The sequence below is a fragment of the Chlamydiales bacterium genome (genome assembly GCA_031292375.1).
GTDB lineage: Bacteria > Chlamydiota > Chlamydiia > Chlamydiales > VFKH01 > JARLHF01.
Genome location: JARLHF010000036.1, coordinates 1 through 23,036 on the forward strand (window position 1 = coordinate 1; position 23,036 = coordinate 23,036).

The window sequence follows — 23,036 nt, forward strand, 5'->3', positions numbered from 1 at the left end:
TCTCTGTGGCTCCGTGTTTCATTTATTTTCGTTAGAGTCATTCCTATTCCTAATATACAACCCAAAAAACCAGCTTTAAATTTTAATGAACAAGAGCTTAAGTTGTTAACAATAACCTAGTTAAAAATCGAGCTGACGTTACTTAACTCATGTTATGTTGCTGACTTCCTATGCGCAGCTGTAAAGACCTTCCAGTTATCATCGCTCATAGGATGTTTTACTGAAGTTTTTGTGCCAGGCTCCCATCCAGACATTTGCACGCTTGCATAAGCTGCAACAAATGCATATGCTTCTTGTGGAGTAAATTTTTTTACATCCTCAAGTGTAGTGCTTTGAAGTATCTGGATCCAAGGAAAATCTGACACAGGATCTCGTTGAAATGCTTTAATCATAGCAAGTCTTGATCTTCTTGCTAACTTAAGGGATGTTAGGGTCATAGAATAGACAGGCTCTAATTTTTCCCAATCTTTCTTACTAAGGGGTTCTCTAGAATCATCTATATAATCTTTAATAAATTTAAAAGCTTCTTTTGGAGAAAATTTAGAAATGGCCTCTAATGGGGTGGATTTAAGCACAGATAATCGATCAGGCACTATAACATGCTCAGAGGGTTGTGCACTTCGTTCTTCTGGAAAGCGCGAGCATAGTTGTAACAAAATCTCTTTGTTTTGCAAGGTTTCTAATTCAGGTAACGCTTTTGGAAGTACCCTGTTTAGTCTAACCCAATCATCCTCTGTAAAGAGTTGAGGATTATGTTTTAACATAAAGCCATAAGATTCTATAAATGAGCATGCCTCTTTTGCATTAAATTGTAAGAAGCTTCGATCATCAACAAAAAAGAGATTTCTTATAAATTCATTCAATTGCTTTATTACCCTTTTTGAGGCTATTGTAGCATAGGCCTGAAGTAACAAAAGTTTTTGCTCTTTGGTAAATAGAACAACCTCATCACTAGTAGCTGATACTGCAAACCTTTCGAGCATATTCATGCGTATGGTTTGTGGCAAAGTATGAAATTTTGACGATGCTCTATAAAAAGCTTCTTCTAATGGCTTAGAAAGTGTCTTTTCAGGATTTTTACTTATATAGTCTTGAATAAATGTGCATGTATCTTCTGGAGAAAATATTCTAATTTCATCGACTGTGATATTTGTAAGTCGCTCAAGTGAAGATATAGCCATTTTTTGTTCTGGATTAAAGATATCTTTTGAAATGATATGAATCCTGTTTATTAGAGCACTTCGAGCAGTTCCTTGAATATTACCAAATGTTTGAGGAGATAGTTGCTGAATCTGTTTATCTGTTAGCCGGCTGATATTCTTGCTAGAGAGGGAAGAAAAGTTTCTTTCGATAATTTCGGAACTGACAAAGCGCTGAAAAATCATAAGTAAAAGGTGCTTAATAGGACTTTGATACCAGCGAGATTCACTTTTTTGAATGATTGAATATTTGAAAATTGCTTCGCTTATTTTTCCATCTAACATACATGCCTCTTTCTTATGACATATATTAAAAAATTTATTAACTATCAAGAGATTTTGATTTTACAATTCAAGGATTTAGGTGTATACTTCGTCTTTTATTCTAGCGCTTAAGTAAGGATTTGTTATGAAATTGCTATTGTCTAAGCCAAGAGGCTTTTGTGCGGGTGTTGAAAGAGCTATTGAAACTGTTGAAAAAGCTCTTCTCCTTTGGGGAGCTCCCATTTACGTAAAACATGAAATTGTCCATAACAGATACGTTGTTGATAGACTAAAAGCAAAGGGCGCTGTATTCATTGAAGATCTAGAAGATGTACCCGTTGGATCAAGGCTAATCTATTCTGCCCACGGCGTTCCTCCACAAGTAAGAACTGTTGCTAAAAGCCGAAATTTAATAGAGATTGATGCGACTTGTGGACTTGTTACAAAAGTGCATTCCGCTGCAAAACGTTACGCTGAAAAAGGCTATTACATCATCTTAATTGGTCATAAAAACCATGTGGAAACGATAGGCACTGCTGGGGAAGCGCCTGATGTTACGACTATTGTAGAGTCTGTAGAAGATGTAAAAGCCCTTCAGTTTACACAGAGTGATAAGCTCTTTTATCTAACACAGACAACGTTGAGCCTTGATGATGTAAAAGAAATTACTGAAGCTTTAGTACAAAAATATCCTCAAACTGAAACCTTGCCAAGCTCTTCTATCTGTTATGCAACGACAAATAGGCAAATGGCCCTTGGGAAGATTACAGATGTGACAGATTTGGTTTTAGTAGTAGGTGATCCTAAAAGTTCTAATTCCAACCGATTGCGAGAAACAGCAGCAAGAAGGGGAGTTGCAGCTTATTTGATTAATAACGAAGAAGAAATTGAGTCAGAATGGTTTACAAATGTAAAAACCATAGGTCTTACTGCAGGGGCATCCACTCCTGAAGATATTGTTCAAAAATGCATTCAAAAACTTATGTTAATAGGTGTTACTGAAGTAGAAGATGTTGTTTTTACACAAGAAGATGTCTTTTTTCAACTTCCCAAGGCAGTATTAGTCTAAGACTATGTGGAATGTAAAAGAGCTTCCCTCTCTTGTTTATCTCAATTTTCTTGTAAAAGTAAAGTATTGGATAGAAAATTTAAGAGTTGCAAAGAGATTTTATAGAAACAAGCTTTTTTTTAAAATAGACATCGCCCTTAAACTATACTATTTTTTTGATTCTCCCTTTAAAGTAAGTAAAACCTTCTTGCAGGCGATAGGCGAAGAAGAACTTTATACTTATGGCGAAACACCACTTACTACTTTAGAACAAATTATAAAAGAGATGAAAATTGAACCGGATTCTCTTTTTTTGGACTTGGGATCAGCAACAGGTAGGACATCCTTTTGGATTCATTGCTTTACAGGCGCCAAAGTCCTTGGTATTGAGCATAACCCAAGATTTGTAAACAATGCCAAAAGAATAAAAGAGCGCTTTCATTTAAGCGATGTTCAATTCAGGCGAGATGATATTAGGAACGCTGATTTTTCAGCAGTAAAGGGCGTATATCTTTATGGAACTTGTTTTGAAGAACCATTTTTAAAAATTCTTGGAGAGAAATTAGAGAACTTACCCCCTGGAGCTAGCATTGCAACGGTTAGCTACCCCATTGACAACTATACGAGAAAGCCTATTTTTGAAGTTGTAAAAGAACTTACTCTTCCCTTTAGCTGGGGAAGAGCAAGCGTCTATATTCAAAAAAGATTATAGACACAAACAAGTTCAAGAATTGATTTTTGAACCTGTTTGTGTATAATTACTGATTTGCAAGGCGGGCAAGTTCTGCCATTGTACGCAGCAAATTGTCAATAGCGCTTGTATTGCCTTGCTCTAGTTGTTTTAAGCTGCGAAGAACCTCTTCAGACGCAGCATGTACTTTTTCAGCAAGCGTTGCAGCTTGTTGTAATTTTACACGATCTCCTTCTTGTGCACTTTGAGCAGTTCTTCCAGCAGCCTCGCAAATATTTGATAAGGCTGTAAATATTTGGGTAATCCCTTTTAGGCGAGCTTCATCGCCTTTGAAGAAGGGTGTGACTCCGCCGCAAATTGTAAGCGTAGCTGATAGCGCACCTGTTACTGCCGTAAATATAGATTGTGTAAAGTAGTTATTTGCTACTCGATCTGTTTTGAGTGTAGTCTCATGTAACTTTTGAAATGCATGTCTTAATTCTTCAATGCGTGACTTTTGACAAAGCCCTTGAGATTCTAGTAAGCACAAGAATACGTCTAGATCTGAAGGTGTTTTCTTTGTTGATGCTACATTTGCTGGAAGACTGTTTTGAATGCTACTTATTTCCATTTTATTATCCTCTTGTACCACTTATTATGGATGCTATATGTTTTGCTTGTTCTTTATTGCTGTCAAACCACTGAGATTTACACTTTCCAAGCTCTTCTTGACGCTTGAATGAAGAAGTAAGATGCTCTGTTAGAGTCTCACGGCTCTTAGAAACAAATTTGACTCTACCATCAAGTTTTTTAACTTCATGTTCGAGGTAAAGCCTGTTTTGTTCATTCATAGTCCTTCCAAAGGAAGCAACACCGCTAATCACTTGAGAACCACCCTGCAAGGCCATTTGAGCCACTTTTACACCGTTTTTTAAGACGGCTGTGGAACCTGCTGATAAACTAAGAACGCTAATTAAAGCAGTTCCAAGTGCTATCCACAACTCAAGATGATATAAGATGCGCTCTTTTTGTTTTTTATCATTGCCAGCAAGAATATCTGCAAGTTTATCCCAAAGCTTGAGCTCTGATGCAACTTCATTTGCAAGCATTGCACTTCCTGCCACAATCATAGCAACACCTGCAAATAGACCAGCGCCTGTTGCAACGGCAGTAATACCTATTCCAATAGACACAAGAGAAGTAAATACGGTGGCAGCTCTTACAAGAAGCCCCCAGCTTTTTGTTGAGCTTACTTTTTCTGCTGCTTCTTGTACTTTTTTAGTACGTAATTCTCTGAGATCACGCACCTTTTTTGCCTCTTCTTCTATTCTAGTCGTTTGATTTTGCAATTCAGCTCTTGTAAGGTCACCTTGAGCTTCTTGCAATCTCAAAAACATGTAGTCCAAATTAAATTCTTTTGGCTTTGGTAATATGGGCAAGTCATGAAGGGGATTTAGTGCAACTTCTGCATCTTGTGTTATTTCTGTAATCTCTTGTTTTTCTACAGGAGTAAAACAGTCTGTCAATACATCGCTTCTTGGTAAAAAACTACCTATTTCCATATGAACCTTTATAAGTTTGATAGTAGTATCCCTTTAACTTTGCAACACGCTCTTGAAAAGGGGCGTGCATCGCACTCATCGTAGAAAGGGCTTCTGCAAGGTCGAGTGCTTTCAGAGCGTCTTCTTCGTTATTAAGGGCCAGATAATTTTGAGCCGCATGGTAGTGCGGTGCTGGATCTTGATCATCTAAAAGCGCTGCAATGGCAAAGGCTTGTAAAGCTTTTTCATGCTCGCTATTAAGCTGTCTTGCAGATCCAAGCCCCATCCAAAATACTTGGGAAAATGGGTCTACATGGATGAGCAATCCAAATGCATTGATAGCTCCCAAGGAGTCTCCTGCCTGGTAAAACTCATATGCTTTGGTGTAGAGCTTTTCTACAGAAGCATTTGATATGTCACAAGCATCTTGTAAAAGCTCTTTGCCATTAAAATGGTCTATAAGAACCTTTTTTAAGTAAAGATTTACTGACTCAAGATCTTTTTGCGGCAACGAATTAGACAGAGACATAGAGCAACCATTATTTTCCAATGTTATGCACAATAGCCATAACAGCTTCATGTACTGCTTTTAACAAGTTTGCAAGCGTTGTCGTATTTTCCAATTCCATGTTTTTAAAGTAGCTAAGACGCATTTCAGCATTTTTGTTGGAAGTCATGAGTCCATCTAGTGCTGTGTCTGTATTGGCAAGAAGAGCTGTCTTTTCTGCTTCAGTAAATGTGAATTTACCTGTGTCAACAACAACACCATAACCTCGGCATGCATTAAGCAATACTTGCATTTCTGTGTTGTGAGACCAATCTACACCATTATCACCACTTTGACTTCTCAAACATTGTTGAAGCTTTTGTACCTTTTTGGTTTTTGCACTATTTACTTCGATGTCATTGAAATAGTCGTTGATACGTGAATGAATGTCCTCATGTCTTGCCGAAAGAACAGTGTAGATCTGCCAACCTGTAATCTCTTTTCCACTTGTAGTTGTCTCCTTGAATGAGGAGATAGCATCCGTAGCTGCTTGCTCAATTCTGTTACGCAATTCAGTAGGCTCTGATGCAGGCGGAGCAAGAAGAGGACTTCTTCCCACAGTTTCGTTAAATGCTGGATTCCATACATTAGATGGTAGAGAGTCAATCATTGTGTTAGACATAATAAACCTTTTCAAATTGTGAGTAATTTTTAAACATGTTGAGCATCATAGCTAACTGTAATTAAGATAATATTAAGGAGTGTAAAAAGTGCTCAGAAAAAATGCCCAGGATAAGACTCGAACTTACACACCTCGCGGTACCAGAACCTAAATCTGGCGTGTCTGCCAATTTCACCACCTGGGCGGAAAAAGAAAGCTGATCATACAGAAATGAGAAGATGAAAATCAAGAAAATTGATATCGTTTGGCGGAAAATATATATTTTGAGGAGCTAAAAATTATGAGCATCAAGGCAGATCACTGGATTCGTAAAATGGCAAAAGAACATAAGATGATCGAACCATTCGAAGATAGACAAGTAAGAACGAAAGAAGAATCCATACCTCTTGTAAGTTATGGACTGTCAAGTTATGGCTATGATTTACGTGTTTCTGATGAATTTAAAGTTTTTACGAACGTTTACAATTCTATTGTTGATCCTAAGCAATTTAATGATGATTCCTTTGTAGATATTAAAGCAGATGTTTGTGTTATACCGCCCAATTCTTTTGCCCTTGCAAGAAGCGTTGAATACTTTCGCATTCCAAGAAATGTTTTAACTATTTGCCTTGGCAAATCAACTTATGCACGTTGTGGAATTATTGTGAATGTAACTCCCTTTGAGCCAGAATGGGAGGGGCATGTAACACTTGAAATATCTAATACAACACCATTACCTGCAAAAATTTATGCACACGAAGGGCTTGCTCAGGTACTCTTTTTCGAAGCGGCAGAAGAATGTGAAGTTTCTTATGCCGATAGAAAAGGAAAATACATGAAACAACAAGGCATTGTTGTTCCTCGCATTTAACTTGTTTGTGTATACTTAAAGCGCCTTCAAAATAATAGCTGAATGGGGAATCATGGCAATTTCTAAAGTCTCCAAGGGTTTTGCGCTCTTTGGAGGCGTAAAATCTTCTGGTGATGCAGCTGCAGTGTCGACAATTTTATACCATGTTTTACTGTAAGGAGGATAAGGAACATTAACCTGAGCTGTTTCATAGCCAGCATTAAAGGCAATATAGAGATTATTTTCGAGCACTTGATCAATAAGCGTATAGGCTATAAAGCGGCTATCAGGATTCCAATTGGGCTCATAAGGCTTTTTGCCGTGCCATTTAATATCACGATCTGTTAAAAAAATGCCCCTTTTCAACAGGGTATGTTTTTTTCTTAATTGAATCATCAAACTCATAAAGCGAAAAATTTCAGCTTCTAGATGACCATTTATCCAAGAGAGCCAATTGAGATCGCTATCATGACACCATGTGTTGTTATTGCCTTTTTTTGATTGTCCAATTTCGTCACCCATGCAAATCATGGGCGTTCCTTGAGACACCATCAAAGCTGTAATAAAATTTTTTACTTGACGATTTCGCAGGGAAAGAATAGATTTATCATTTGTAGAGCCCTCCACACCACAATTCCAGCTATCATTTTGATTGGTTCCATCTTGATTGTTCTCGCCATTTTCTTCATTATGTTTATCATTATAAGAAACAAGATCCATCAAGGTAAACCCATCATGTGCAGTAAGAAAGTTAACGCTATGACCAGGTGTTCTGCTAGATGCATATAAATCAGGTGAACCACAAAGCCTTGTTGCAAAAAGGCCTACAGTATTATCCGTGCCCTTAATAAAATCTCTTACATTGTCACGGTATTTTCCATTCCACTCCGCCCAAACTCCCCATGAGGGAAAAGATCCCACTTGATAAAGCCCACCTGCATCCCACGCTTCTGCAATAAGCTTTGTTTTTCCAAGTACAGGATCAAGAGCAATGCTTTCTAAAAGAGGGGGATTTGCAAGAGGTGTACCATCCTGGGCTCTTCCAAGAATAGTTGCTAAGTCAAAGCGAAATCCATCAACACGCATTTCTGCAACCCAATAGCGCAATGAATCTAATATAAGATCGCGAACTGCTGGATAGTTACAGTTAAATGTATTGCCGCAGCCTGAGTAGTTGAGGTACTCTCCTTGTGAAAGCATATAATAGATGGAATTTTCAAAGCCTTTAAAGGAAAGGGTCGGACCTTTTTCATTTCCTTCGGCAGTGTGATTAAAAACTACATCTAATATAACTTCTATACCCTCTGCATGAAGGGCTGCTACCATTGTTTTGAATTCAATTATCGTATTTTCTCTTATAACAGCATAGCGGTTCATAGGAGAAAAAAAATTAATCGTAGAATAGCCCCAATAGTTGTAGAGAGGTGCTCCAGTGACAGGATTTGTTTTTGGATATTCACATTCATTAAAGGGATGTATAGGCAAAAGCTCAACAGCAGTAACTCCGAGGGCTTTAAGGTAAGGAATTTTTTCGATGACACCAAGAAAAGTTCCTGGATTTTTTGTGTGACTAGATGGATCTTGGGTAAATCCTCTCACATGCATTTCGTAGATAATCATCTCTTCTAAAGGGTGATTAGGATGAGCATCATCTTTCCAGTCAAATGACAGGGGAGCTTGTAAAATATTCCTAAGATAAAGATCTTTGCTTCCCCAGTGCGTAGATTGAGAAAGAAGATGAGCTCTAGGATCAATTAAAGCATTTTTTGAATCAAAAATATGCCCTTGCATAATATCATCAGGGCCATCTGCAAAATAACAGTAGTGAATATTATGGGGTACAGAGTGCACGAGTACATGCCATACATCTCCTGTTTTGTTTGTTAGCGGATTTAAGTTTATTGATTGAAAGGGTAGATGCTCATCAGGATAGTAAAGTGCAAGAGTCATAGAAGTTGCACTTTTGGAAAAAACGGAAAAATTTACATCGCTATCTGAAAAGCTAGTGCCAAAGGGAAGAGGGGAGCCTTGGGAGGTTGAAAGTTCAATCTCCATACCTGCTTTCTTTGTCTCTACACTCATAAATACTCCTAAAATTTTAACTTTATACTCAAGCTACAATAAAAATAGATTACTTTAAAAGATAAAAAAGCTAGGATAGGCTCATAAGCAAAAAAAGCTGTTTTTTAAAAGGAGTAGAACATGTCATTGAAAAACGCAGAAGAAAATCTTAAGGAATTTGGAAAGGAACTTGGGATTGAAGGATTGCAGTTTGATGAAAATAATACGTGTATTTTGGGTATTGACGATACCTTTTCCATGCACTTAACTTATGAGCCAAATTCAGATAGGCTCTATCTTTATTCCCCTGTACTAGATGGACTTCCAAAAGAAGATAAAATTAAGCTAAAGCTTTACGAGCGCCTCTTAGAAGGGTCTATGCTCGGCGGACAAATGGCAGGCGGCGGGATTGGTGTTGCAGTCAAAGAAGAGCTCATATTAATTCACTGTACGATTGATATGGCTCATGCGGTATCTGCAGCCCTTCGTGCATTTGCTCCTCTCTACGTTGAGACTGTTGAAAAATGGCGTAAAATTGTCGCTGACGTTGTCGCTGGCAGAGAAGAAAAGCCTGCAGCTGCAGGAGCTGGAACCCCTGGAGGTACACCTTTCTCTGGAAAAGGACCACAACAAGGCTTCATCAGGGGCTAATATTTTTGGAGTGCTGCAAGCTTGGCTACAGCACTCCAAAAAACTTTTCCCGATTTTTTTAAAATTTATAATTTCTTAATAAACTTAAGTTATAACATCCTCTTTAGCTGTCTTTTTTTAACTATATAGTTTTTGAGGAAAATTATGACTATAAGTGGATATAATCCCGATATTGCATTGCGCTTATTAGGTCCTGTTGATATGGGACCAGAAGCAGCAAAAAATATATTCGTAATTGTACGCTCTTATATTTCGATTGTCTTGCAAAGAATTTTTAATATGCTTTTTAGAGATGGTAAATGGTATGACAACAAAGTCGGAAAAGAACTTGTTATTACGTATCATGCGAATCCCACTTACCAAACTTTTGAGATTTTTAATAAAATAAAGGCCTTAAGGGATGCACTTCTTTTGAGGGAAGTAGGACACACTGGGCGCAGTTACGCTCATGACTTACCTAAGTTAAAAAACCCAACTATTCCTGTAAAATCATCGGAAGAGCCTCTTCCAGATCTAACTGCAAAGCGCAAGCATGTAAAAAGAGTCACTTTTGAAAATCCTGATATACTAGAAGCACAAAATGCAACTTCTGCACTTACTCATATAAAAGAATCGATAGATAAGGTTATTAGTGAAATAGGTGAGAAAAAAAATTATTTGAAAGGAAGAGAGAATCAACTAAAAATCCTGAAAGAGGATCCACAAAGTAAAACTCTAGACCATTTTAATGTTTTACAAGAATATGCAATTGAGAAGCGATCCTTACAAGATTATCGATATGAAAACCAAGATACGAATGACTCTAAATATAAATGTAAATTTAAAAATATTCGTATTCCAGATAAAGGAGAACCATCTATATGGGATCCTGTTCGTACTCTAAGGAAAGAATGCCTAGATCGGTTAACAGATTTGGACAACTTTTATCTAGAAGAAGAAAGAGAAAGGCAAAATCTAACTACAGAAGATAGAGAAAAAATAGATCTGCTAATGAGTCATGAGAACATTATGGAGGCTATAGCCACTATCTTGCGTAAGGTTGAAATAAAGAATCCGGAAAAAGCACGGGGTATTCTTGAAACCAATACGATAATGCGAGAATATCTTTTAAAAAATTCTAAAGACTTGACTATTTTCCTGCCTACCAGGTAGGTTAGAAGCGCCAAAGAAGGTTTAGGCCTACATAAGGAGCTCCATTAAACTTTAGGCTCTCAATTAAGTTTGACTGAGAATCACGTACCTGAAAAGAGCCACCATAAGCATAGCCTACATGTAAGGACCAGGCAAGTAGGTTTTTACTATAGTTTAGAGAAAATTCCGTACCTATGTTGCGGTATTCAAAAATGCCATTGTGGGCAAACTCTTTGTTGGAAAGGCGATCTCTTGTGATAAAGGGTCTGCCTGCAACAGAAATGGACCAAGCGGGATTAAAGTAATAAGCAATCGATGGATAAACAGGAAAAATAAGGTTGAACTTCCAGCGACAATTTGGCATATAATCAAGGCCCAAAATAGGATATGCTGTTGTTTGATTGATACCAGTAAATACAATAGCTCCAATATGAAGCCCTAAATTAGGCATCAAGCAATACCTTCCCCAAACAATCCCGCTATAGCGAGATGCTTTAGCAAACCTATTGTCGACATTCTTATTGGCATCAAATTGAGCATTGAACCCAACTTGTATAAACCACCTTTTGAAAGAGGTTGTAAACGTAGAAACGCCTGCATTAACTTGAGAGAAGCTACTTACATGGAATTGATGGTTTTGGTTTACACGAGGATTTACAATGCCACCACCCATATACACACACATTCCAGTGTTAGGATCTAGTTTAAAGCCATAAATGCCATCTACTTGCCCTTCTGCATATTGCACGCCTCTGTTTGAAAAGTCTCGAATGGGGGATTTATAGATGCTATTTACATCGATTAAAAAGCCGTAGGGCTTAGGGATACAGCATCTATACCCACTCGACTTATAGGCTTCGAGATTATATTGAGGAATGTCGATGATAGTCGTCTCATTAGCACATAACAAGTTAGAGATCAAAGATAGCGCTATTGTCAGTATATATTTTAATTTTATCAATTAAATTCCTTTATTAAAAACGCCAGAGTATATTAGCACCGACATAAGGAGCTCCATCATAGCGTGTATAGGCAATTTCGTTGCCATTAGAGTCTTCTGTTTTTAGAGTTCCACCAAAGCTATAACCTGCATACAGCTGCCAGAATAGTCCACATTTATCAAAGTTAAGAGAGAGCTCTGCACCATAGTTACGGTATTCAAATATGCCATTTTGTATAGGCTGATTAGATGAAAGGCGGTGACGTGCAATAAAGGGCCTTCCAGCAAATGATAAAGACCAGACATCTGTGAAGGAATAGATAACTGCCATATTGAGCGGAAAAATACCGTTAATTTTCCATTTGGATGAGAGTGTATAATCAAATCCAATAATTGGGTACGCGTTTGTCTTTCTAATACCAGTAAAGATAAGCACTCCCAAATGTAGTCCTAAGCATTTGTCATAGGTATATCTTCCCCATAGTAATGCGCCATAACGAGAAGCTCTTGTAAAACGGTGTACTATTCCAGCATTTGTATCGTATTGGCAATTGATACCAGCCATCCAGATCCAATTTCTCACTGAGGTTGTATATCCAGAAATACCAACATTTACACAAGGGAAGTATTCTTTTACAAAGTAAGGGTTTTGGTCCCACTTAATTCTATCAAAGCCAGCACCCACATTAACAAAAGCAGCAGAATTCTCAGAAAGTTTTACGCCATAGAGTCCTTCCACTTGCCCATCTGCATAATGTATATGCTGGTCGTGATTCCCACAAACAGGAGCTTTAGCAATATAAGAGCCGTCCAGGAGTATGCCAAAAGGTTTTTTTAATGTGCAGCCGCAAGGGTCTGAAAGAAGGGTTTCAATACCGTATTGAGTTACATCTACAACAGTAGTTTCGTTAGCCAATGCATCAGTAGTTAAACACAGCGTTGCAGTAATAAGGGCATAGAGAAATTTTTTCACTTAAGATACTCCGAAAATTATTCATTTTTAACGAACTAATGGTTTTTAGCGTAAAAAATAAATAGCGTCAATAGTTTTCACAAGGGGGGCTCTTCAAAAGAACCTTCAGATTCTTCTGAAGAATAAGTAGTAAATGCATCCACATCTAGGTTAAAGGAAGTTTGCTCCTGAGCTTGTGAAGGAGGCGTATCGGGAAGATCTACATGTTGAGGTTTAAAAGGCTCTTCTTTTGCATATGTTTTTAACATTTCCGATTCACTCTCATCTTGCGCTCCTTGTTCAGCATTATTGCAGGCACTAAAGAGAAAAGTTAATATTATAGTAGAAAAAAAAAGACCTTTAAGCATATTTTTAAGCCTCATTTAATAGTGTTTCTGAAAAAATTTTTCCGCCCAGCATACGAGAAAGTTCCCTTTGCCTATTTTCTTTATCAAGAAATGTAATATTTGTAACAGTACGATCTTCTTTTTCATATTTAGTAATTTGAAAATGATGGTGGGCAAGGTGAGCTACTTGAGGCAAGTGAGTAATACAAAGTACTTGATGCTTAGTGCCAATAAGGCTGAGTTTTTGTCCAACAATTGTAGCGGTCTCTCCGCCTACGTTAGCATCAATTTCATCAAAGATAAGCGTTGGAACTTTATCTACGTCGGCAAGCACGGTTTTTAATGCCAATAATACGCGTGAAAGCTCACCGCCACTTGCACTTTCCTTTAAAGAAAGGATACGCTCTCCTACATTGGGAGCAAACTTAAATTCTACTTTTTCATCACCAAAAAAGTTGCGTGCCTTACTGGTCATTTCAACATGAAAACAAGCTTTTGGCATATTCAAGCTTCGAATTTCATTCTGGACAAGTTCTTCAAAGAGCGGAATTTGTGCTCTTCGTTTTTCTGTAAGCGCTCTGGCTAATTTATCAGAGCTTATCTCTTGCTCTAGAAGCTTATTTTGCAAGCTTGCAATCATCTCTTCAAGGCTATCCATCTCTTCAATTTGAATTCTTATAGTCTCTCGATACTGAAAAATATCCGCAACAGATGGGCCATATTTTTTTTTGATTTGATTAATGAGCGTAAGCCTTGCATCCAGAAACGCTTCTTGCTTAGGATTAGACTCCAAAGACTCTTGATAACGATTTAGCGTGTAAGATAACTCGTTGAGCTCAATCAATACAGTCTCTAGTGTCTTCAAAGATTCTGTAAGAGATGTATCCATATTAACTAGATCTTCTAAGATCGTTTTTTGCTTAGCAAGAGTTGTAAGAGGGGATATGCGCGAATCAAAGGTTTCGAGAATTTCTCTTGCTTTCGATACACGCTCAGCATCTTTTAAAAGGCGTGTATATTCTTGGAAAAGCTCTTCATCTTCTCCTTCCTGTATATTTGCTTTTGTTATATCTTCTAATTCATTTTTCAAACGACTTAGTTTTTCATCTCTTGTAGTTCTTCCGCTTATTAAAATGTTAAGCTTTTCTCGAGTCTCATTTTCACATCTCCAGGTCTTTTGAAAGTCGCTTAAAAGAAGGGAGGTTTTACAAAAGGTATCTAGTGTTGATAAATGCGCATCTAAAGAAAAAAGCCTTTGATAGGCGTGTTGCGCCGCAATATCTACAAGGTAAGAGCCCACCTTTTCTACTAGAGAGACTTGAGCTAGTTGATGATTGATAAAGCTTCTATTCTTTCCATTGTCATTTAATTCTCTTTGGATGATTAAAAACTCAGAAGGGTTATGTTCAATACCTGTTTCTTTAAGAAATTGAAGAAGTTCATGATACCCGTCAATATCAAAGACTGCAGTAACAGATCCTTTTGTTTCATGCTTTCGAATGAGTGAACTATCACCTCGGCTACCCAGTGCAAGTTTAATTGCTTGCATGACTGCAGACTTGCCAGCGCCAGTTTCTCCAGTTAAGACATTGAAACCACTTTCAAAAGGTATCTCTAAATGATCAACAAGAGCGATATTTTTGATAGATAGGTGCTTAAGCATATCTTTTAACGATCATAGGTTGAATTAAGTAGGTTTTCTAATTTTCCAGGTTCTTTTTCAATGATGAAATGTATGTTTTCTAATCCTACAACACGAAAGATCATTTTGTCATCAACTAAGGCAATGGGTATTAGATCAATTGCTGGATGCTCAAACCTGTAAACGACAAGTTTATCTATAGGTAGAGGCAAGTTCTTTTCTTTTGTAATATTTTCCAGATTTTCAAGAGCTTCTCCTTGATTGAGAAGGCTAAGAAATTGCTTTTGCTCTTTGAAGTTCAGAAAATAAGGCTTATTTTTATAATAGACAGAAACAGATTTGACATCTTTAGCTGAGAAAAGCTCATGAGTGGAGTATGCTGGCCATAATACGATAAAATTTAAGAACAATCCAACCACTGTAATCGCTAGCATCATAAAAATAGTGTAGAGAAGTTGATTTTTATTCACTGCTATTCCTTGATTAGAAGGTGTTAAAGAATATCGACGATTTGTTGATAAGTTTTAAAATGCGTTTTAGAAACCGTTTTAAGACCTTCTTCTCCATAGAGAGAAACGATGTTTTTGCCCACTTCTACAATTTTTGAAGAGGCGCCCTTTGGAAGCTGAATATTTAATTCTAAAGAAAGCTTTTCCAAGCCCTCGATAAATGCGCTTCTTGCAAGAATAGATGCAGCTGCTACCACTAAATCTTCCTCCCCTCGATGTTTCTGAGAAAGATTTACCGAAAGATTTTTTTTCTTTAGTGCGTTTATAACGACGCTTTCATGAGCAAATTGATCTATCAATATATCACGGCACCCGCTTTTTTCAACAAGAGCCTCAATGATACTTGCATGAGCCCATCCAAGTAGTGTATTGAGATTTTTACATTGTGCATAAAGCTCATTATAGCGTTTTGGATTGATTGTGATAATATGATGAATGCATTTCGTGCGTATTTGCTTAGAAAGTTCCAAAATAGTTTTGTCCGTTAAGCTTTTAGAGTCTTTAACTCCTAAATGGGAAAGCTCTGTAATTAATGAATCACCTGCAAAAACACCTGCAATGCATAACGGTCCAAAAAAATCACCTTTGCCAGACTCATCAACTCCAATATGTGGAGTTTTATCAACAAGCAGCTCTGGATGGGTAAATGCAAAATTTTTAAGAATTTCTGGTTCTAGATAAAATTCAATAAATGAACTCATCTCGTTTCCTTGAACTGTGAGCTTTCCAGACAAGTAAAAGGTGCAAGAAACACCCTGTTTTTTTGCTGAAAAAAATGTGTAATTAGGCTTTGTCAGGGCGAATCCTTGCCCTTCGAGATCTTCTTGCAGCTTAGTGGCAAGGGACGTGTCGAGTTCGGTTACAAAACAAGAGGGGTATTTTGTTGGCTCTACCTGCTTTTTCATCTCTTGAAATAATTACATTTACAGAATCAGTATATATTGACATGAAATAAGAAATATTACAACACTAATCTCAGTTGCGAAAAATGAAGGGTTATATAGGCTATGCACGGTGAAAAAAAACACTTTGGAGAAATATTTGTCACAAGGCGAAAAGAGATGAACCTTGGGTTAAAGGAAGTAGAAAACGCACTTTCCATCAGGATGAACTACCTTCAAGCAATTGAAGATGGACAGCTTGGAAAACTTATCTCTCCTGTACATGCTCAGGGCTTTATAAGGCAATATGCAACATTTTTAGGACTGGATGCGGACGCTGTAATGAAAGATTACATGCAATCGTTTCAGGTGCCTATGGCAAAGCAAGACTTTTCCTATGGTATTGGCACGATGGAAGCAAGAGGAACGCAAAGCGGCGGCGTTAAGTGGCTTCCAAATGTAATGTGGGTAGTTTTTTCTGTTGTTGTTATCCTTGCAGCTTGGTTTCTTGCAAGATATTTAGAATTAATTTAAACAATAATTTTTACTCAATTCTCAAGCGAGAGTCTATGACAGAACCAGCTAATAAGAATAGATTACGTAACGAAAAATCTCCTTATCTCTTGCAACATGCAAACAATCCCGTTGACTGGTATCCCTGGGGTGAAGAAGCATTTTCTGCAGCTAAAGAACAAGATAGGCCCATTTTTTTATCTATTGGTTATGCAACTTGTCACTGGTGTCATGTGATGGAAAAAGAATCTTTTGAGAATGCATCCATTGCAAAGCTCATGAATGACTCTTTTATTAACATAAAAGTTGATAGAGAAGAGCTTCCAGAGGTTGATGGTCTCTATATGGAATTTGCTCAAGCCCTCATGCCAAGTGGTGGAGGCTGGCCTCTCAACGTCCTTTTAACTCCTGAGTTAAAACCTTTTTTTGCAACAACTTATATCCCTCCTAAAAGTGGGCGCGGTTTTATTGGGTTTCAAGAGCTTATCGTAAGGCTTTCTGAACTGTGGAAAGAGAGCGAAGAAAGAGAAAAACTTATAGAACAAGCTGAAAGGATTATAGAAGTTTTTCAGAAACAAGAAAATCAAGAAAATAATGAAGAGAGAGAACTTCCTGCAAAAGAAGAAATAACTAACGCATCTGAACTTTTATTTCATATGGCAGATCCCATTTACGGTGGAATAGAGGGAGAGCCCAAATTTCCAATGGGCTATCATGCATGTTTTCTTCTTACTCTGACAAAGCTTTCAAATGACAGTAGAGCTCTGTTTTGCGTAGAACTTACGCTTGATATGATGCAAAGAGGGGGAATCTATGATCATCTTGGAGGAGGCTTTTCTCGCTATAGTGTCGACTCAAAGTGGCTGATTCCTCATTTTGAAAAAATGCTCTACGATAATGCTGTGTTGATAAGAGCTTATTTAGAAGCTTGGCTTTTCACTAAAAAGCCATTCTATGAGGAGGTCTGCAAGGATATTCTAAGATATCTACTAAGAGAGATGTGTTCGTCTGAAGGAGCCTTTTATTCTGCGGAAGATGCTGATTCCGAGGGACATGAGGGCAGGTTTTATACATGGGATGCAAAAGAAATTCTTTCTATTTTAGGAGAAACGGATGGTCCTTTATTTATAGATTACTTTTGTGTTTCAAAAGCAGAAGGTGCTTTTGAAGGCCGCTCTATCTTACATATTAAACACCGGATAGAAGAGTTTTCAGCTAAAAGAAAACTCGACGTACAAGAAACAAGTACTACTTTAAATCGATGTAAAGAGATTTTATGGAAGGAAAGAGAAAAAAGAGCGCACCCCTTTAAAGATGATAAAATTTTATCCTCTTGGAATGGTCTTATGATACATTCGCTTGCTATGGCTGGCAGAGCATTTAAGGATGACAAGTATACAGAAGGTGCAAAAAAAGCGGCTCGCTTTATCAAAAGCACACTTTGGAAGGATGGACATCTTTTACGCAGATGGAGAGACTCTGATGCGCGTTTTGCAGGGGGCTTAGATGAATATGCTTTCATGATCCATGGGCTACTTACGCTTTTTGAAGAGGATGGCGAAGTAGAGTGGTATCGTTTTGCTCTTGAACTTGCAGAGGTATTGGAGAGTGAATTCAAAGCTGAAAATGGCGCATTTTACTTAACAGATGGAAAAGATCCTAACATTGTTTTAAGAAGATGCGAATTTTATGATGGTGCAGAGCCTGCTGGTAATGGTATTCATGCAGAAAATCTACTTCGCTTGTATCAAATTACTTTTGACGAGCGCTTTTTAAAACAGGCAGAAGAGATATTGAAGGCCGCAACAAAACACATTGAGCACCATCCAGTGGGCTGTTGTTCTAGCTTAATGGCTCTACAGCGCTATTATGATCGTCATGGAGCAACTATTGTTATTGCGCTTAATGAAGCAGAAGAATTTAAAAAAGAGATAAAAAATATTTTATATTCACGTTACCTTCCTCATCATGTTACTATTTGGCGCAAATGTGATAATTCATTATTTGAAATAATACCCAGACTTAAAGACCAAGGAGCTCTTGATGGGAAAACAACTCTTTATATCTGCCAGAGGGGGGAATGCCAAAAACCATTAAATAATTGGGAAGAGATACAAAAAACTTTGTTAGAGCTTTAATATTGTCTATTGTATGAAACAATCAGAGGGTTTATAATTTTTTCCTATGGATACACAAGAACATTTTTTTTCTCAACTACAAGACATTCTAGAAAGCAAGACTTTTGAGCGCCTTGAAAAATTTAGGGATCATTCTCTTAGAGAAAAGATGTCCCAAAAAGAAGAGGAGCTTCTTGCTGATTTGTTTGTATTGCAAGGTGAAGTTGGACTTCACACTCAAGATGAACATGCCGAAGAAATTTTTAGTTTGTCTGCGAAAATAGATACTCAAAATCCTGAGATTTTTTTCCGTCAAGGAAGTGCTTGGTTGAATTTTGGAAAAGCTCATCACAAGGAAAGCTGTCTTCGAGTTGCCTGTAAAAAATTTGAAAAAGCTATCTTCTTAAATCCTAGATCAGGAAAAAGTTATTTAGGACTTGGTAATGCACATGCATACATTGCGTTTTTAATGCATGATTCTGCCCTGTTTTCCTATGCAGAAGAGGCTTATGTTAAAGCGGAACACTTTTTTCTAGATTCTCTTGAGCAGTTATTTCAGCTTTACTGGGATTGGGCTCTCATGTACTTCTTATCTGGTAAGTTATCAGGGGAAGTCATCGATTACAAACGCTCTGTAGAAAAGTTTCAAAAGGCAAGTACTTGCTATTCTATGTCGTCTTCTCTCTTTTGGGAAGATTATGGGCATGTTTTAGTCACAATGGCAACTCTACTTGGATCAACGGAGCTATTTTTAAAGGCGGCAAGCCATTTTGAACTTGCAACACAAGTAGATGAAAAAAGATATGAGAGTTTTCTACATTTAGGATCTTCCTACCACGCTCTTTTTGATATGACAGGAGGGGATTCTTATTTTATTTCTGCTGTCATGGCCTACCAAACAGCCTCCGAATTAGATGAGAATGATTCTGAACTCTGGATCAAGTGGGGACAAATTCTTGTAAGCTCTGGCAAATTAGACCTTGATATCGAAGCAATTGAAGAGAGCTTAGAAAAATTTGTAAGGGCAGAAGATTGCCATCCCAACCACCCTATGGTCTATAGTGGCTGGGGAGAGGCTCTCATGCTTCTCGGTGTTTTTAAAGAAGATTTAAGCATTTTGAAAGATGCTGAAGAAAAAATTATCAAAGGCCTAGAGCTTTCCCCTGAAAATGCTGACATTTGGGGATGTTATGGTGCCTGCTTATTCGAGATCGGACGCTACTTTCAAGATGACAAATACTACAATCAAGCCATTCAAAAGTTTCAGTATGGTCTTAGCCTAGATAATTCTCGCCCAGGCCTTTGGCTTGGGATATCTCAGGCGCATTTTGCGTTGAGTGAAATTAAAAAAGAGTATGCAGCTGCAGAACAAGCCGTGTTTGCAGCATCTAGGGCAACAAATTTGCGTCCCATGCTTCCACAACTCTGGGTTAATCATGCAGGTGCTCTTTTACAGCTTGCAGAGCTATCTAATCAACAATATTACGTAGAAAACGCCATCGAAAAGTTGGATGTGGCTCTGAACTTGAGTAAAGGATTAGATGACCAACTGCACCTAGAATGCATGTACCATTATGGCTGCGCATTGGACTTTCTTGGAGACTTTGAACTAGACAGGCTCGTTTACCAACGAGCTGTCAACGTATTGACATTTGTTGTTTCTAAAGAACCTGAGTATTTTCAAGCAAGACACTCTCTTGCAATAGCTCTCTTGCATCTTGGTGAAGTATCGGATGATTTTGAGTGCTTTCATGCAGCAGTAGAGCACTTTAAAGTCCTAGTCCATGTGGACCCAGAAGATGCACTACTTTGGAACGATTGGGGGATAGCTCTTCTTGATCTTGCCTACCTTACGCAAGATACTGGAAGGCCTGAAGTTTTTACATCTTACTTAGAAGATGGTGAAAGTAAGCTGCGTCAAAGTGTGGCTCTTGGTGGTGCACATGCATACTATTACCTTGCTTGTCTTTACTCAATGAAGGGGCAGTATGAGCTTGCTGTTCATTTTATTGAGAAAGCAGAGAATAGTGCAACGCTTCCTGCTCTTGATGATTTGCTGCATGATGATTGGCTTGCTTCTCTTAGGGATACAGAATGTTTTAAGCAGTTTATACAAAAGCTTAAAATGAAATCTATCAACGAAAGTTAACTTAAAGATGAACGATTCAAAGGAAGACTATCTAGAGCAAGAAGAGGAGTTTCACTCAACTTCTGGTAACCTCATGGATTCTAAGACAAGTCATCTTGATGATTTGCTCAGTGAAAAGTTAGAAGATGCCTTCCACAAGCAAACTTCAAAGGTTCGTCTCAATCATCTAGCTAAAATTGCAAGTGAACATACTCCTATAGACCTAGCTTATGCAGCTTCCAAATTACCTCCTAGTGCGCGTCATGTTTTGTTTGAAAATCTTCCAGATTTAGATGCTCAAATTATATTTATCATCAACACAGATGGTAATACACGTGCTGCAATCTTTCGAAATTTAGATGACAAAGGGATTCAGCAGCTAATACAAAAAATGCCTCCAGATGAGGCTGTATGGGTACTTGACGACCTTCCCGATAGACGCTATAGAAGAATTATAGACCTTTTAGACTCCAAGAAGGCTGCTCACATTAAAGAGCTTCAAAAGCATGACAGAAACAGTGCTGGACGCTTGATGACCAATGAATTTTTTGCCTTTACAATGGATATTACCATAGGGGAGGCAGCAGCAAGCATTCGTGATAACCCTGGCATCGATTTAACAAGGCGTATTTTTGTCCTCAACCATGCAGGTGAGCTTCAAGGTTATGTTCCTGCAAGAAATTTGATTGTAAATCCTCCAAATCTACCTCTTCGCCAGGTTATGCGCTCTATTTTACATAAAGTTAATCCTGATACATCCAGAGATGAGGTTGTAGACCTAGTTGAGCGTTATAAAATCCCTGCACTTCCTGTTGTCGACGTAGATAACTTTCTTGTAGGTGTTGTAACGTATGAAGATGTTGTTGAGGCTATAGAGGATATTGCCGATGAAACTATTGCGCGTATGGCGGGTACTGCAGAGGATGTAAGTGCTCATGAACCTGTGTTTAAGCGCTTTTTGTCAAGAGCCCCTTGGCTTGTGGTTACCGTTTGTGGTGGATTAATCAGCGCTGCTATCATGGCTTATTATCAAAGCCTAGAGAGCAACCTTCTTGCTTTTATCGTATTTTTTGTGCCCCTAATCACGGGGATCTCTGGAAATGTCGGCATTCAATGTAGTACAGTGCTTGTGCGTAGCATGGCAATTGGTGTGCTCTCTTCTGGGAATAAGGGGTCTGCTGTCTCTAAGGAGATGGTAATTGGCTTATCTATTGGAGTCGTCTTTGGTATATTTTGTGGTTTTGCCGTCTATTTGCTGCACATCTCAGGGATGCACCAGTATGGCACAAGTTCACTAGAAAGTGGTTTAATGGTAGGAGTGGGTGTTTTTGGTGCTTGCTTGACGTCCACGCTTTTAGGCGTATCATCCCCACTCTTCTTTGCAAGGCTTGGTGTTGATCCGGCCGTTGCTGCAGGCCCCATTGTTACAGCCTTCAATGATATTATCTCGATGATCATGTACTTTGTAAGCTCAGGCCTTATTAATTCCCTATTTTCTTTTTAAAATCTTAATAAAAATATGTTAAACTCGGAATTATTAAAAAAAATAATTTAATGAGGAAAGCATGAGTTTTATTAATGAAAAAACAATTGACACCCGATTCAATTATCTCAAACACCTAAGCCTAAAGTCTTTAGAATTTAAAGGTTCATTAAAACATATTAAAGGCCCTGATGATCAAGGCCAACTTGTGCTAAGCGGTTGTCAGAAAATCATTCGTCATATTAAAGATTTTTTCTTGTATATACCCATGAATATTGTTGCTTCCATTATTGAAGGCTCTCTTTTTCCCAAGATTGATTATCACAAGTCAAATCATCTCAATTTCAGTTATTTTATTAATTCAGGAGAATGGATGCCAATGCCAAAACCACCAGCGCATTCGGAGCCTTGCTGCGGATCTCCCTCTTCTCCTATGGGGCGGCAAATACGAGGCACTTACTACCCTTATCGCTATATAGATTCTAATTATCTCATTAAAAGCGAGGAAGGTACTACAGCACTTAAGTATTCTGGGCTTGGTCCTGATTATGCCATAAACAAAGTTCCTCACGATATTAAAGAAAAAAAATTGGTAATTTTCTTTCAAGGCAATGGAGAAACGCTTGCCCAGTTTGATGCTTTGAAGAAAACTTTTATGCAAACAACAAACACAGCAGTTTGTATGGTCGATTGGGCAAAGCACGGCGCAAGTGAGGGAACTTTAGATCATGAGTCGATGTTAAGACAAGCAGAGCTTGTGTATCAGTTTGCAATTCAACACTTGAACTACAAAGAAGAGGATATTACTATAAAGGGAATGTCTTTGGGTTGCTATCAAGCGCTTTCTTTGGCTGAAAGACATCCTAATATCTCTGAGCTAGAACTAGATCAGCCCTTTACAACGATGGAACAAATAAGTCGTACAGATGCATATTGTAACAGCGGGTTTTTTATCCTAAGA

General features: G+C 38.0%; 21 protein-coding genes, 1 tRNA gene and 1 pseudogene. 10 read left to right on the forward strand and 13 right to left on the reverse strand.

All coding sequences use genetic code 11. The features are described from left to right. Nucleotides 1–152: 152 nt before the first annotated feature. On the reverse strand, nucleotides 153–1,484 hold the full coding sequence (locus P4L16_04805; GenBank protein MDR3624443.1) for a hypothetical protein: 1,332 nt from the start codon (nucleotides 1,482–1,484) through the stop codon (nucleotides 153–155). A 124-nt stretch (nucleotides 1,485–1,608) separates the two neighbouring features. On the opposite strand from P4L16_04805, the gene ispH reads away from it, so the two are divergent. Then, nucleotides 1,609–2,532 carry a 4-hydroxy-3-methylbut-2-enyl diphosphate reductase gene (gene ispH / locus P4L16_04810; GenBank protein MDR3624444.1) on the forward strand — a complete coding sequence of 308 codons (924 nt, stop codon included), beginning with the start codon at nucleotides 1,609–1,611 and terminating at the stop codon, nucleotides 2,530–2,532. A 4-nt stretch (nucleotides 2,533–2,536) separates the two neighbouring features. Then, nucleotides 2,537–3,223: a methyltransferase domain-containing protein gene (locus P4L16_04815; protein ID MDR3624445.1), complete on the forward strand. Its 687-nt coding sequence runs from the start codon at nucleotides 2,537–2,539 to the stop codon at nucleotides 3,221–3,223. 46 nt (nucleotides 3,224–3,269) lie between these two features. Here P4L16_04815 and P4L16_04820 read toward each other — a convergent pair whose 3' ends face one another. The 5 genes from P4L16_04820 to P4L16_04840 form a co-directional block, all read right to left on the reverse strand. Beyond that, entirely contained in the window at nucleotides 3,270–3,812 is a 543-nt protein-coding gene (locus tag P4L16_04820; protein MDR3624446.1) for a hypothetical protein, read from the reverse strand. Nucleotides 3,813–3,816: 4 nt separating this feature from the next. Further along, on the reverse strand, nucleotides 3,817–4,743 hold the full coding sequence (gene sctE / locus P4L16_04825; GenBank protein ID MDR3624447.1) for a type III secretion system translocon subunit SctE: 927 nt from the start codon (nucleotides 4,741–4,743) through the stop codon (nucleotides 3,817–3,819). Then, nucleotides 4,730–5,251 (reverse strand): SycD/LcrH family type III secretion system chaperone, encoded by a 522-nt coding sequence (locus P4L16_04830; protein ID MDR3624448.1) that lies wholly within the window; start codon nucleotides 5,249–5,251, stop codon nucleotides 4,730–4,732. Before P4L16_04830 ends, sctE begins: the two co-directional genes overlap by 14 nt. A gap of 10 nt (nucleotides 5,252–5,261) precedes the next feature. Further along, entirely contained in the window at nucleotides 5,262–5,891 is a 630-nt protein-coding gene (locus P4L16_04835) for a hypothetical protein (GenBank protein MDR3624449.1), read from the reverse strand. Nucleotides 5,892–5,993: 102 nt separating this feature from the next. Next, nucleotides 5,994–6,075, reverse strand: a tRNA-Leu gene (locus tag P4L16_04840). 96 nt (nucleotides 6,076–6,171) lie between these two features. On the opposite strand from P4L16_04840, the gene dcd reads away from it, so the two are divergent. Then, nucleotides 6,172–6,741, forward strand: a complete 570-nt coding sequence (gene dcd / locus P4L16_04845; protein ID MDR3624450.1) for a dCTP deaminase — start codon at nucleotides 6,172–6,174, stop codon at nucleotides 6,739–6,741. A gap of 15 nt (nucleotides 6,742–6,756) precedes the next feature. Here dcd and P4L16_04850 read toward each other — a convergent pair whose 3' ends face one another. Continuing rightward, nucleotides 6,757–8,802, reverse strand: coding sequence for an isoamylase (locus tag P4L16_04850; protein ID MDR3624451.1), 2,046 nt, complete (start codon nucleotides 8,800–8,802; stop codon nucleotides 6,757–6,759). 120 nt (nucleotides 8,803–8,922) lie between these two features. Between P4L16_04850 and P4L16_04855 the strand changes: the two are divergent. Next, a pseudogene (locus P4L16_04855) lies at nucleotides 8,923–9,345 on the forward strand (CesT family type III secretion system chaperone). 231 nt (nucleotides 9,346–9,576) lie between these two features. Continuing rightward, a complete protein-coding gene (locus P4L16_04860; GenBank protein ID MDR3624452.1) occupies nucleotides 9,577–10,584 on the forward strand; it encodes a hypothetical protein in 1,008 nt (335 codons plus the stop codon). 1 nt (nucleotide 10,585) lies between these two features. Here the strand turns inward: P4L16_04860 and P4L16_04865 are convergent, their stop codons facing one another. The 6 genes from P4L16_04865 to rnhC all read right to left on the reverse strand — a co-directional run bounded on the left by P4L16_04865 (nucleotide 10,586) and on the right by rnhC (nucleotide 15,858). Next, complete coding sequence (locus P4L16_04865) at nucleotides 10,586–11,524, reverse strand: DUF6268 family outer membrane beta-barrel protein (GenBank protein MDR3624453.1); 939 nt, start codon at nucleotides 11,522–11,524, stop codon at nucleotides 10,586–10,588. 13 nt (nucleotides 11,525–11,537) lie between these two features. Then, entirely contained in the window at nucleotides 11,538–12,476 is a 939-nt protein-coding gene (locus tag P4L16_04870) for a hypothetical protein (GenBank protein MDR3624454.1), read from the reverse strand. 77 nt (nucleotides 12,477–12,553) lie between these two features. Further along, nucleotides 12,554–12,823, reverse strand: coding sequence for a hypothetical protein (locus tag P4L16_04875; protein ID MDR3624455.1), 270 nt, complete (start codon nucleotides 12,821–12,823; stop codon nucleotides 12,554–12,556). A gap of 4 nt (nucleotides 12,824–12,827) precedes the next feature. Next, on the reverse strand, nucleotides 12,828–14,465 hold the full coding sequence (recN, locus tag P4L16_04880; GenBank protein ID MDR3624456.1) for a DNA repair protein RecN: 1,638 nt from the start codon (nucleotides 14,463–14,465) through the stop codon (nucleotides 12,828–12,830). Between the two features lie 5 nt (nucleotides 14,466–14,470). Next, entirely contained in the window at nucleotides 14,471–14,914 is a 444-nt protein-coding gene (locus P4L16_04885) for a hypothetical protein (GenBank protein MDR3624457.1), read from the reverse strand. Nucleotides 14,915–14,937: 23 nt separating this feature from the next. Beyond that, entirely contained in the window at nucleotides 14,938–15,858 is a 921-nt protein-coding gene (rnhC, locus tag P4L16_04890; GenBank protein MDR3624458.1) for a ribonuclease HIII, read from the reverse strand. A 102-nt stretch (nucleotides 15,859–15,960) separates the two neighbouring features. On the opposite strand from rnhC, the gene P4L16_04895 reads away from it, so the two are divergent. The 5 genes from P4L16_04895 to P4L16_04915 all read left to right on the forward strand — a co-directional run. Further along, entirely contained in the window at nucleotides 15,961–16,368 is a 408-nt protein-coding gene (locus P4L16_04895; GenBank protein ID MDR3624459.1) for a helix-turn-helix domain-containing protein, read from the forward strand. A gap of 35 nt (nucleotides 16,369–16,403) precedes the next feature. Beyond that, nucleotides 16,404–18,485: a thioredoxin domain-containing protein gene (locus tag P4L16_04900; GenBank protein MDR3624460.1), complete on the forward strand. Its 2,082-nt coding sequence runs from the start codon at nucleotides 16,404–16,406 to the stop codon at nucleotides 18,483–18,485. Between the two features lie 46 nt (nucleotides 18,486–18,531). Then, complete coding sequence (locus P4L16_04905) at nucleotides 18,532–20,613, forward strand: hypothetical protein (GenBank protein ID MDR3624461.1); 2,082 nt, start codon at nucleotides 18,532–18,534, stop codon at nucleotides 20,611–20,613. A 73-nt stretch (nucleotides 20,614–20,686) separates the two neighbouring features. After that, a complete protein-coding gene (locus tag P4L16_04910) occupies nucleotides 20,687–22,096 on the forward strand; it encodes a magnesium transporter (protein ID MDR3624462.1) in 1,410 nt (469 codons plus the stop codon). 61 nt (nucleotides 22,097–22,157) lie between these two features. Continuing rightward, nucleotides 22,158–23,036 (forward strand): alpha/beta hydrolase (locus P4L16_04915; GenBank protein MDR3624463.1); only part of this gene is annotated, 879 nt, incomplete at its 3' end.

Excerpts from the sequence above, each read along its gene's own strand:
- P4L16_04805 (MDR3624443.1), bottom strand. The coding sequence starts at position 1,484 with ATGTTAGATGGAAAAATAAGCGAAGCAATTTTCAAATATTCAATCATT.
- ispH (MDR3624444.1), top strand. The coding sequence starts at position 1,609 with ATGAAATTGCTATTGTCTAAGCCAAGAGGCTTTTGTGCGGGTGTTGAA.
- P4L16_04815 (MDR3624445.1), top strand. The coding sequence starts at position 2,537 with ATGTGGAATGTAAAAGAGCTTCCCTCTCTTGTTTATCTCAATTTTCTT.
- P4L16_04820 (MDR3624446.1), bottom strand. The coding sequence starts at position 3,812 with ATGGAAATAAGTAGCATTCAAAACAGTCTTCCAGCAAATGTAGCATCA.
- sctE (MDR3624447.1), bottom strand. The coding sequence starts at position 4,743 with ATGGAAATAGGTAGTTTTTTACCAAGAAGCGATGTATTGACAGACTGT.
- P4L16_04830 (MDR3624448.1), bottom strand. The coding sequence starts at position 5,251 with ATGTCTCTGTCTAATTCGTTGCCGCAAAAAGATCTTGAGTCAGTAAAT.
- P4L16_04835 (MDR3624449.1), bottom strand. The coding sequence starts at position 5,891 with ATGTCTAACACAATGATTGACTCTCTACCATCTAATGTATGGAATCCA.
- dcd (MDR3624450.1), top strand. The coding sequence starts at position 6,172 with ATGAGCATCAAGGCAGATCACTGGATTCGTAAAATGGCAAAAGAACAT.
- P4L16_04850 (MDR3624451.1), bottom strand. The coding sequence starts at position 8,802 with ATGAGTGTAGAGACAAAGAAAGCAGGTATGGAGATTGAACTTTCAACC.
- P4L16_04860 (MDR3624452.1), top strand. The coding sequence starts at position 9,577 with ATGACTATAAGTGGATATAATCCCGATATTGCATTGCGCTTATTAGGT.
- P4L16_04875 (MDR3624455.1), bottom strand. The coding sequence starts at position 12,823 with ATGCTTAAAGGTCTTTTTTTTTCTACTATAATATTAACTTTTCTCTTT.
- recN (MDR3624456.1), bottom strand. The coding sequence starts at position 14,465 with ATGCTTAAGCACCTATCTATCAAAAATATCGCTCTTGTTGATCATTTA.
- rnhC (MDR3624458.1), bottom strand. The coding sequence starts at position 15,858 with ATGAAAAAGCAGGTAGAGCCAACAAAATACCCCTCTTGTTTTGTAACC.
- P4L16_04895 (MDR3624459.1), top strand. The coding sequence starts at position 15,961 with ATGCACGGTGAAAAAAAACACTTTGGAGAAATATTTGTCACAAGGCGA.
- P4L16_04900 (MDR3624460.1), top strand. The coding sequence starts at position 16,404 with ATGACAGAACCAGCTAATAAGAATAGATTACGTAACGAAAAATCTCCT.
- P4L16_04905 (MDR3624461.1), top strand. The coding sequence starts at position 18,532 with ATGGATACACAAGAACATTTTTTTTCTCAACTACAAGACATTCTAGAA.
- P4L16_04910 (MDR3624462.1), top strand. The coding sequence starts at position 20,687 with ATGGATTCTAAGACAAGTCATCTTGATGATTTGCTCAGTGAAAAGTTA.